The organism is Thomasclavelia saccharogumia DSM 17460 (genome assembly GCF_000686665.1).
Lineage (GTDB): Bacteria > Bacillota_I > Bacilli_A > Erysipelotrichales > Coprobacillaceae > Thomasclavelia > Thomasclavelia saccharogumia.
Window position 1 is genome coordinate 1 of the sequence record NZ_JMLH01000080.1, and the last position, 11,667, is coordinate 11,667.

8 protein-coding genes are annotated in these 11,667 nt (G+C 30.5%); 3 read left to right on the forward strand and 5 right to left on the reverse strand.

Annotated elements, in window-relative coordinates:
- Positions 1–326: 326 nt before the first annotated feature.
- Together BR82_RS15905 and BR82_RS0113010 are read right to left on the reverse strand one after the other, a co-directional pair.
- Positions 327–2,975 carry a glycoside hydrolase family 31 protein gene (locus BR82_RS15905; RefSeq protein WP_051592841.1) on the reverse strand — a complete coding sequence of 883 codons (2,649 nt, stop codon included), beginning with the start codon at positions 2,973–2,975 and terminating at the stop codon, positions 327–329.
- Between the two features lie 285 nt (positions 2,976–3,260).
- Positions 3,261–4,994 carry an ABC transporter ATP-binding protein gene (locus tag BR82_RS0113010; RefSeq protein WP_027090537.1) on the reverse strand — a complete coding sequence of 578 codons (1,734 nt, stop codon included), beginning with the start codon at positions 4,992–4,994 and terminating at the stop codon, positions 3,261–3,263.
- 150 nt (positions 4,995–5,144) lie between these two features.
- On the opposite strand from BR82_RS0113010, the gene BR82_RS0113015 reads away from it, so the two are divergent.
- Positions 5,145–6,815, forward strand: a complete 1,671-nt coding sequence (locus BR82_RS0113015) for a Na/Pi cotransporter family protein (RefSeq protein ID WP_027090538.1) — start codon at positions 5,145–5,147, stop codon at positions 6,813–6,815.
- 76 nt (positions 6,816–6,891) lie between these two features.
- Complete coding sequence (locus BR82_RS0113020) at positions 6,892–7,944, forward strand: DUF2812 domain-containing protein (protein ID WP_027090539.1); 1,053 nt, start codon at positions 6,892–6,894, stop codon at positions 7,942–7,944.
- 23 nt (positions 7,945–7,967) lie between these two features.
- On the opposite strand, the gene BR82_RS0113025 is transcribed toward BR82_RS0113020, so the two are convergent.
- The 3 genes from BR82_RS0113025 to BR82_RS0113035 form a co-directional block, all read right to left on the reverse strand.
- Positions 7,968–8,219: a metal-sensing transcriptional repressor gene (locus tag BR82_RS0113025; RefSeq protein ID WP_027090540.1), complete on the reverse strand. Its 252-nt coding sequence runs from the start codon at positions 8,217–8,219 to the stop codon at positions 7,968–7,970.
- Positions 8,212–10,650: a heavy metal translocating P-type ATPase gene (locus tag BR82_RS0113030; protein WP_027090541.1), complete on the reverse strand. Its 2,439-nt coding sequence runs from the start codon at positions 10,648–10,650 to the stop codon at positions 8,212–8,214. Before BR82_RS0113030 ends, BR82_RS0113025 begins: the two co-directional genes overlap by 8 nt.
- Positions 10,651–10,753: 103 nt before the next feature.
- The gene (locus BR82_RS0113035) at positions 10,754–11,290 is read right to left on the reverse strand and encodes a nitroreductase family protein (protein WP_027090542.1); all 537 of its coding nucleotides are present in this window, start codon (positions 11,288–11,290) and stop codon (positions 10,754–10,756) included.
- 157 nt (positions 11,291–11,447) lie between these two features.
- Between BR82_RS0113035 and BR82_RS16855 the strand changes: the two genes are divergently transcribed.
- Positions 11,448–11,667 (forward strand): phage integrase N-terminal SAM-like domain-containing protein (locus BR82_RS16855; RefSeq protein ID WP_027090543.1); only part of this gene is annotated, 220 nt, incomplete at its 3' end.

Sequence of the window (11,667 nt, forward strand, 5' to 3'; positions counted from 1 at the left end):
GAACTATAGAATTCCTCACAAAAATTCTATATTCCCTTTATTGGATTCATCCTAATCAACTCCACAATAGAATACCTCTTCATTTGGGGAGGGGGCCACTATGCCTATTTTACCACTAAACAACTTAAGAATAACAGTATTTATTTAAAATATTTTGATTATTGATACCAAAACAGTCATTCTTGGAGAAAAAAGCCATCATAAGAATTACATACGTTTTAGTACAATGAAACTTAATTCAAATTTTTATTATGGATTACTTACTATTCAGTATTTTGGATATAATTAGAAATCCTTTTTTTGTTTCCAAAAAAATTTGTTTAAGTTTATAACTTATTATATAAACGTAAACGATAAATATGTTCTTCATCAGCATTTAATGATTCATGAACAAATGGTGCTGAAACGTTATGATAGATTGTACCATCAATTTCTAAATCAAATTGTTGACCTTCCTCACTAGCCCAATCTAAAGTGATTGAATTATCATCAGCTTCTGCTGATAATACTGGTACTTCAGCAGTTGATAAATCAGGATCAGCTTCATTAATTACATCTTCTTGCGTATTATTGAAACCTTCAATTGTTAGTTTTACAGTATCTTTAGTAATATCACGATCATCTTTAGCAATTTTTACTTGTACTTTTGGATTTGTAATAATTTCTACTGATTCAAAATCAGAGCCTTCAGTAGCATAATGATTTAAATTAGGTCTTTCATTGTAGAAATATACATTATCTGTAGCATTATCAAATTCTTCTTGAGTAGTTACTTTTCTTAAAGCTACTTCTTGATTGTTGATAGTAGCTGATAATGAAGCTGGCTCTTTAAGTACATTAACAATAAATTGTGTTCCCCGAGCTGTTTTCATTCCTGTAAATGAACCCCTAGCTGGATTAACAGTAATTGTAGCTGTTCCCGTTCCTGTTTTTGGTGCCTCAGAAGTAATTAGCGTAGTTGCTCCTTTACCTTCTTTATATTCTTGGCTTTCACCATCATCATCATACATTGTAAAATCAGTATTTCCTGATGGATAAACTTCAAAAATACGATCTTCATCACCAGTTACTTCAAGTTGTGAGTTGTTTTCTGGTGTCTTTGGTATGATGGCACCATTTTTTACAAATAATGGTAATTTCCATAATGGGGCACTGAAATTATTGATTACTTTACCACCAGTATATTGTTCACCTGTAAAATAATCGATCCATACTTGATCTTCACCACCTGGAAGATAAATATTATTTCTTACTTCAGCACTATTATCAGCTTCATTATATACTGGAGCTACTAATAAATTTTCACCCCACATATATTGATATTGGGTTAAATTTGTCCATGTATTTGGATCATCAGGAAATTCCAGCATCATTGCTCGCACCATTGGCACCCCATCATCATGAGCTTCTTTAGCATATGTATAATAATATGGCATTAATCCCGTTTTCATTTTTAAATACATCCGGTTGATTGATGTATATGGTTCACCATGGAACCAAGGGTTTTTTTCACCGCCAGTTGTCCAGCCATCCATATTGATCATGATCGGAGTAAATGCTTTCCATTGGAAATCACGAGTCGAAATTATATTATTTGATCCATAAATCCCATCTAAATCAGATCCCACATTTGGATTACCACTCAATCCAGAACCAATGTATGTAGGAATGTGGAAACGAATATATTCCCAGTTACCACCAGTTTGATCACCTGACCAAAGTCCAGCATAACGTTGAGTTCCTGCCCAGCCATCTACAGTAAAGACAAAAGCACGGTTATCAGAGTTATTTTCAATTCCTTCAAAAGCTTGACGAACAGCGTTTAGACCAAATGAATAACCTTCTCCAACCCAGGCAACATCGGTCTTGATCATTTGAGTTCCTGATTGTACTTCTTTATCTAATTTATCTAAATCTTGTTCTGTCCATAGACCTGTTTTAAAACCTCTTTTAGCAGCTTCACCTACAAAAGACTCTAAATTATCAAGTCCACCATAGCCGCAGCCATAACCATCATTTGGTAAAAACCACCCTACTGGCATGTCCATTTCATTGTATTTATCAGCACGATTAATCCCTTCATTTAATAAACTTTCCCCGTTTAAATTATAGCAATCCGCATTCCCCTGATAGAATGCATATTTAGGCATAAACATTGGATTACCAGTTAATTCTACAAAATCAGAAAGAATATCCTTTGAACTATCTTCTACAAAATAATAAGCATCGAAGCGATCTTCTTCGTGTTCCATTGTAGCTGTAGCGCTAAAATCATATTCTCCAGGCTGGAAAGTATGTCTTAACACACCATAACCATTAGTTGAAAAATAAAAAGGATTTGGTGAAGCAACACCACCACTTACCCAAGTACTTTTATTAACGATTTCTATTTTTCTGTTTTTATGAGAGAAATAACCATTTTGCATTCCTCCACCAAAAAAGTATTCGTCTTCTTCAGTTTCTAAAGTTTGAATTGTTTTAGTACCGTCATATTTTAACGATTCTTTTTCTTTCCAAACCGTTTCCCCGTTAGCTTTTTTTAATTCCATCTTAGCAAGATCTTTATCAATCAATAATTGAATCTTATCTGTAGAAATGATGATTTTGTCATCTTCCTGGCTTACAACCGGTTCAATTTCTTGATATTCATCTATATATTCCTGCTCATCTTTAGCAACGATCTTTGTAGTATGCGTAGGTGCCATTGGCTCAGGTGCATCTTTGAAATCACCTTTTGGTTCCATATTAAAACGGAATACCTCATCTTTCAAAAATGTGATTTTAGCTTGTTCACCACCACCAAATGATAGATAGACGTCATTTCCATCAGTTCTTTCATATCTAGCATTTGTTAACTGTCCACTTCTGGAAACTTGTTCTTGAGCATGAAAAACAGTTAGATTAGATGCTACCATACTAGTAGCTAACACCAAGCTTAATCCGATTTTCTTGATATTTTTTAAACTATAAAACATTTTCCTTTCCCTCCTTGTCTTAATAGTTCATTAATTTACAAACAATCTTAAATTATCCCCTCCTTACAGCATAACACTCATCTATTTAATCTCCCTTTATAATAGAATGATGTAATACGCTAAAAATGGTTTAAAAATCCCAACAATTGAAATTATATCATTTTAAATACAATTTTTCTTTATCCTTTTTACACATTAATTTATACTTTTGATAAATTTTAAGAATAATCTATTATCACAATAAAAAAACAGTAAGTATATTTCTTACTGTTGCTCAAATAATCATTATATATTTTTTCCTAAATAATAAAAACTTGCATACTGACCATTTTTCTTTAATAGCTCATCATGAGTTCCCTCTTCCACAATTCCCTCATGAGATAAAACACAGATTCTTTTAGCATTTTTAATCGTTGAAAGACGATGAGCAATTACTAAAGTAGTTCGATTCTTTGCCAAAGCTTCTAACGATTCTTGAACAACATGCTCACTTTCATTATCTAAAGCACTTGTTGCCTCATCAAAAATCAAAATTGGCGGATTTTTCAAAAATACTCGAGCAATGCTTAATCGCTGTTTTTGACCACCAGATAACTTAACGCCTCGCTGTCCACAATCTGTATTATAACCATCAGGAAGTTCCATAATAAAATCATGAGCGTTAGCTTTTTTAGCAGCCTCGATAACTTCTTCATCACTAGCTTCAAAGCAGCCATAACGAATATTATCTAATATTGTTCCGGCAAATAAATAAACATCCTGCTGCACGATTCCAATGTTCTGACGCAATGAATTTAATTTTATATCTTTAATATTTTGACCATCGATCAATATTTTTCCTTCACTGACCTCATAAAATCTTGGTAACAAAGAACAAATCGTAGTTTTACCAGCACCTGATGATCCAACTAAAGCAATATATTCTCCTGGACTAATTTTCAAATTTATGTTTTTTAAAACATAATCACTCTTTTGATTGTATCTAAAAGCTACATTACAATATTCTATTGCTCCTTTTACATTTTCTAAATTACGAGCATCCTTTTTATCTTTTATATCTGGTTCTATTTCTAAGACTTCCATAAATCTCTCAAAACCAGTAATTCCTTCTTGAAACTGTTCCGTAAAGTTAATAAACTTCTTAACAGGATCAATTAAATTGTTGATATACAACAAAAATGCTACCAAATCAGCAACATTAATAATATCTTTTGAAATAAAAATTGAACCAAAGATCGCTGCTGCAACCGTAATCATACTTGTAAAAGCACCTAAACCAGAGTGAAATTTTCCCATATAAAAATAACTATTTCTTTTACTATTTACATAGTTACTATTTTCATCATGAAATTTATTTATCTCATAGTCTTCATTTCCAAAGCTTTTTACAACTCTGATTCCTGATAAGTTATCCTCAATTCGGGCATTTATGTCGCCTACTCTTTGCTTATTTATTTTAAATGCTTTTTTCATTTTTCGATTATAGTAATAAATAAAACCACCCATTATGGGAATAAAAGCAAAAACAATCAAAGTTAGTTGAAGATTAATATTCGCTAAAATAATAAAAGCACCAAAAAACTTAATAAGAGAAATAACGATATCTTCAGGTCCATGATGATACAGTTCTGTCAAAGAAAACAAATCATTAGTTAAGCGCGACATCAACTGCCCCGTTTTTTGTTCATCATAAAAACTAAAAGACAGCTTTTGATAATGTGTAAAAAGTTCATTTCTAAGATCACGTTCCATATAAACACCCATTACATGACCTTGATAAGCAACAAAATAATTACATAGATATTCGATAATAACTAATATGATCATAAATATTCCTAATTTATAAATAACGCTGATTTCAAAATTATGATCAACTAAAACAGTTCCTGTTAAGTATCGGATAATCATTGGAAAAACAAGAGTTATTCCCGCTGCTATCATCGCACAAAATAAATCCGCTAAAAACAATCGTAAATATGGACGATAATATGATAAAAATTTTCTTCCTCTACTACTCATTAGTGCATCCCCTTTCATAGTTATCTATCATATCATAATTTGTCAAAGATTTTAAGTAAAATAGTTTTGTTAAGATTTTGTTAATTTATTTTACAAATAATTTACAGAATCTTAACATTTTATTATTATTGTTTCTAGGAGGATGATTTTATGACTTTAGCAGATATAGACTGGCCGCTAATATTGGCGGGACTAGGACTGTTTTTATTTGGAATTGAATATATGGGTGATGGATTAAAAGGCTATTCTGGTGATAAATTAAAGAATATTATCGATAAATATACTTCTAGTCCATTTAAAGGAATTTTGATTGGAGCCTTTGTAACTTGTTTGATTCAATCAAGTTCAGGTACTACTGCATTAGCAATTGGTTTGATTCGTTCAGGCTTGATGACACTTGAACAGTCAATTGGAATAATCATGGGAGCCAATATCGGAACTGTTATAACTTCTGTTTTTGTAGGTTTGAAAATATCTCAATATGCTGTCTACTTTATAATTATTGGAGCTTTTTGCTTGATGTTTTCAAAAAATAAAAAGACTAAATATATGGGCCAGGTTATATTTGGTTTTGGCTGTTTATTTTATGGTTTAGAATTAATGGGCGATAATTTAGCTAATATTTCTAAAGTACCTGAGTTTAGTCAAGTTGCCAACTACTTGTCACAAAATCCATGGCTAGGTTTATTAGGTGGAACCCTTTTAACTACAGCGGTTCAATCTTCAGCTGCAGTCATTGCAATTGCCCAGCAAATGTATGGTTCAGGAGCAATTGGATTATCGATTGCTTTACCTTTTTTATTTGGTAGTAACATCGGTACTACTATAACCGCGGTGCTAGCTTCATTTGGAGGAACTGTTCCAGCTAAAAGAGCTGCTTTTTTCCATGTCTTATTCAATGTTGTTGGTTCAATTATATTTATGCTGGTTTTAACGCCTTTTTCAATGCTGATTCAGTGGTTAGCAAGTTCATTGCATATTTTACCAGAACTGCAGTTATCATTAGCTCATGGTATTTTTAATCTTGTAACAACAATAATCTTCTTTCCTTTAATTCCTTCAATTGTTAAGCTAATCAAAAAAATTCTACCAAACAGTAAAAAAGAAATTAATATGGATCTAAGTGAGCTTGATCAAAACGTTGTTCAATTATTTCCTAGCCATGCCTTAGAAATTGCTAAAAATAAAATCATTGAAATGGGACATATTACAATGGAAGCTGTTGAAGGCATTCGAGCTTATTTCAATACCAAAAATAGCAGTGCTAAAGATAGCGTATATGAAATGGAAAATGCTATCAATACACTGGATGCAAAAATAACTGATTATTTAGTTTTGATTTCTCATGAAACATTGAATGATCATGATTCTATTGATTATTTAGCTAATATGAAAACAATAAAAGATTTTGAAAGAATCGGTGATCTTTGTATTAATATTGTCAAATATTATGAGGCAGTCTATGATGAAAAGGAGGACTTTTCACCTGAAGCTCGAAAAGATCTTGAAACAATGATGGATATGGTAATTGATATGTTAAATCATACCATATTGGCATTTAATGATCATAAACTAGAAGATATTGAATATGTAGATGAAAAAGAATCTGATCTTGATTACTTTAACAAAAAAGCTAAACAGCGCCATATAAAACGTGTTAGTAATAAAATTGAAAAATCGACTTTAGTTAATTCTACTTATGTTGATATTTTAGCTAATTTAGAACGGATGGGTGATCATTGCCAAAATATCGCCGAAGCTTATGTGCTTGAAGAAACTGCTTATATAAGTGAAGAGCCAGAATCAGCTTTTTCTAAGTAAAACCATGTTAAACATGGTTTTACTTTATTATTTCACCAAAAAATGATACTCTATTACTATAGAAAAGGAGTTATCTATGAAAATAAAATTAACAAATTATGATACAAGTGAATATAAACTATTAGAAACTAAGCTCAATAACTTATCTAAACAGGGTTATAATTGTGATAATGCTGATTTCTTTACTTTTTTTAAACATGATAATAAGCGTTTTTATTACAAAACTGATATTTTTATTCCTGATAAAAATAGTCATCAAAAAAATCATGAGCAACGTGATAAGTGGCTATTAAATTATCTTAATCATGGTTATAAATTTATTGGTAAAACGCATAAAATATATGTTTTTAAAAATAAAAAAGATATAACTATCAAAGAAACTAATAAAGAACTATTACTCGATTATTTTAAAAAAAATAAAACATTATATAATATCTTATTTGTTTTTATTAGCTTATTTTTATCTTTTTTATTAATTCCTAATGTTTTTATAAACAATGATCCAAATGAATTTATTACTAATGGTGCTATTTTGCTTCATTATACCCCGCTAATATTATGTATTTCTTTAATAGTCCGTTCCATCAGTAATTATCTTCAAACTGAAAAAATCAAAAATAATCTTGCTCAAGCAGCCGCTTTTGAGCCAGATAAAATACAGCCCTATCGTTTCATCTTATCAAACTGGCTTTTTATTATTTCTATTTTGATGATTATTAGCGGTTTTTTATTAGATGTTATCGAAAGAAAAAACATTCCTATAACAGATAATATTTTAACTTTAAATGATTTAGGCTATTCTAGTGTACCTAATGATACATATACTAAAAGTTCTAGTTTAATGATCAAAGAAGCAACTAGTTATCTTGAAAGTAATGATGATGAAATTTTAAAAGTTAATTATTATTGTTTTTCTTCTAATGATAAAGCTAATAAATATTTAAATAATTATTTAAATGTTTATAATTATGAAAAGAAAAAGCAAATAGCTAATGGCTATTTACTTTCCAACGATTCTTTTTATAATAACATTATTTTTGTTCAAGATAAGCAGTTGATCATCATCCAAACATCTTTTGATTTATTAGAAAATGATCTTTATCAAAAAATCCTTGATTTTAATTACTAGCCTCGTTTAAAACGAGACTATTTTTATAATTTAGTTAATAATTTGATTACTTCATCAATTTTTTTATCTGCATCATGTTCATTAATAGCATTTTTTACACAATGATTTAAATGATTTGATAAAACTTCGTTATTAGCATTTTTAATTAATGACTGTATCGCAAGTAACTGATTAGAAATATCAATACAATATCGATCATCTTCAATCATTTTAATAACAGCATCAATTTGTCCTCGTGCTGTTTTTAAACGCAATAATACTTTTTCATTAGACATTATTGATTTCCACTACCTTATATCCGGCTTTTTCCACTGCTGCTTTTAAAACAGAATCATCTAAAGTTGTCTCAACGATTGCATTATTAGCTTCCAAATCAACAACTGCACTCGTATCAGCTAAATTATTTAAAGCTTCTTCAACATGTTTTTTACACATTTGACACATCATACCTTCAATTTTAAGTTCTTTTTTCATCTTTTTATTCTCCTTTTTATAATATGGTTTAAAACGTTTTAATCTAAGGGCATTACTTACAACACAAACTGATGAAAGTGACATACACAATGAACCAATCATCGCATCTAAACGTAATCCTAATAAATGATAGAAAACTCCAGCGGCAATAGGAATTCCAATTATATTATATATAAAAGCCCAAAATAGATTTTCTTTGATATTTAAAATTGTCTTTTTTGATAATTCGATCGAAGAAACAATATCCCGCATATCATCTTTCATTAAAATAACATCAGCAGCATCAATAGCAATATCATTACCTTTACCAATAGCAACACCAACATCACTGCGAACTAAAGCTGGGGCATCATTTATTCCATCACCTACCATCATAACACTATTACCCTGGCTTTGTAACTTTTTAATTACATTTTCTTTATCCTGTGGTAATACTTCAGCAATAACTTCATCTAATCCTAATTGTTGATTAATAGCATTAGCTGATGTTTTTAAATCACCAGTAAGCATTACTGTTTTGATCTTCATCTCTTTTAAACGCTCAATTGCCTGTTTACTAGTTTGTTTGATTTCATCAAAAATACTCACTAAACCAATTAATTTATTTTCACTAGCTAGAAAAACTAATGTTTTACCTTGAGCTACAAAACTATCTATCTTATCTTGGTAATCACTAAAATCAATCTTATTTTCTTTGATCATTCTAAGATTACCAACTAAATATTCTTGATTCAAAACCGTTCCCTTGATTCCTAATCCACTTAATGATTCAAACTTATCAGTTTCAATCAATTCAATATTTAATTCCTCAGCTTTTTGAATAAAAGCATCAGCTAAAATATGACTAGAACCTTTTTCCAAAGATGCGATGATCTTAATTACTTCTTCATTAGCTAAACTATTACTATAAACATCTCTAACCTGTACTTTTCCTTGGGTCAAAGTCCCCGTTTTATCAAAAACAACAACATCAATATTATTTTCATTTTCTAAGACACTAGCACTTTTGATCAAGATCCCATTTGTAGCTCCAACCCCGGTAGAAACCATAATTGCTACTGGAGTCGCTAAACCTAATGCACATGGACAAGAAATCACTAATACAGCAATGGCATTAGTAATTGCAAAATTCAATCCCATTCCTGCAATCAGCCAATAAACTAAAGTTATGATTGCAATGATAATTACTGTAGGAACAAAATATTTTACTACTCTATCGATCATTCTTGTCATTGGTGCTTTGGAACTAGAGGCTTCTTCAACTAACTCGATTATTTTAGCTAAAGTGCTATCTTCAACTGTTTTCGTTACCTCATATATAAAACTTCCCTGAAGATTATTTGTTCCGCCAATTACTAAACTAGCAACATCTTTTTCAACCGGTAAACTTTCTCCAGTGATCATTGATTCATCAACCGAACTAAATCCTTGAATTATTTTTCCATCAACGGGAATCGTTTCATTAGCTTTGACTAAAACCCGGTCATTAATTTTAAGCTCAGAAATCTTAACAATTTCCTCATTTCCATCATTTACTCGACACGCCACATCAGGTGCTAGCTCTAATAATCGACTTATGGCATCTGTTGTTTTCTTTTTTGATTTTGCTTCTAAATATTTACCAAAACTAATTAAAGTAACGATCATTCCTGCCGATTCTAAATATATATTATGAACCAAATGCTCTTCCATCATTGAACCAGTTAGACTCAAAACTAAAGAATAAAAACTATATATAATTGCCGCACCTGAGCCTAAAGCAATCAATGAGTCCATCGTTGGATCTAAATGAATCAAATTCTTAAAGCCATTAATAAAATAATCTTTTTTCAAAATTAAAATCGGGATTAGAAAAATAGTCTGTAAAGCAAAATTAATATAACTATTTTTCCTAATAAAAGCCGGTATTGGATAATTAAACATCGATGACATCGAAACGTACATCAATAAAGCTAAAGCAATAAAACAATAAATAAGACGTTTCTTTAAATCACTTAAATCATCATTATCTACTAAACTCTCATCAAACAAACTTGCTTGATAACCACCATCATTTACTGCCTTAATAATTAGGGTATCACTAACTTTACTTTCATCATAATCAACATTCATCGAATTAGTCAATAAATTTACTTCTACATTATTGACCCCTGGTAATTTACAAACACTATTATAAACATGGTTTTCACAAGCCGAACATGTCATACCTTTAACACTATATTTCTGTTTCATATTTCCCTCCTTACCCCTCCCTAGGGGGTATGACTATAGTATAAATGATAATTTTATAAATTGCAAAAGAAATGCATAAAAAAACTATTACAAAAAGTAATAGTTAATAAAATGTTGCAACCTCCGCAACTGATTTACGTTTCGGACGATCAGGTTCAATATCACCAATGCCTAATGCAATAACAGCAACAATTATTTCTTCTGTAGGAATATTTAGCATTTCTCTGATTTTTTTCTCATCACGTATTCCCATGATCAAAGTTGCCAGTCCTAATTCTGTTGCTTTTAAAATCATATTTTGATTATGAAGTCCTAAATCATAGCAGCCCCAGCCATTGGCCAGCTCATTGCTAGGACTACCATCTCGTTCAAAACCAGAACGATCTTTAATAAAAGTACTAACGATCAAAACAGGTGCATCTTTACAGTTTTCTTGATTAAATTCTGGTAAACATGTGCTTTTAAAGGTTTCTAATAATTCTTTTGAGCTAATTACATGATATCGTGCTGTCTGACTGTTTTTCCATGATGGCGCTTCGATTCCAGCTTGAATGATTTGTTTGATTTTTTCTAAATCAACCATTTCATTTTTATATTTTCTAATACTACGACGTTGTTCAATAACACTTTCTAATTCCATTTTTATTCCCCTTTTTTTACTATTGTACTAAAACGCTACGCGTTAGCTCAATTCTTTCTTTATGTTTTCTATATTTTTTTGTTTGCCATCTTTCTTATGATGGCTTTTTTTATTTATAATTTAGTTGTCATTTTATAACAGAAAGGACTGATTAATTATGAATACTAAATCTATAAATGACAAAATCAAACAATTTCCTATCCTTAATGATGTTAGGATCGCTCTCGATTTAAAAAACCTTGCCGATAAAACTATTATCAATTATATGGACGGTATCGCTCGTTTTCTTGATTTCATTAATTATGACAATCTTTTTGATATTAACGAAGACCACTTCAGAGATTATCTCCTCTATCTTCATTCTACTCCTTTATCTA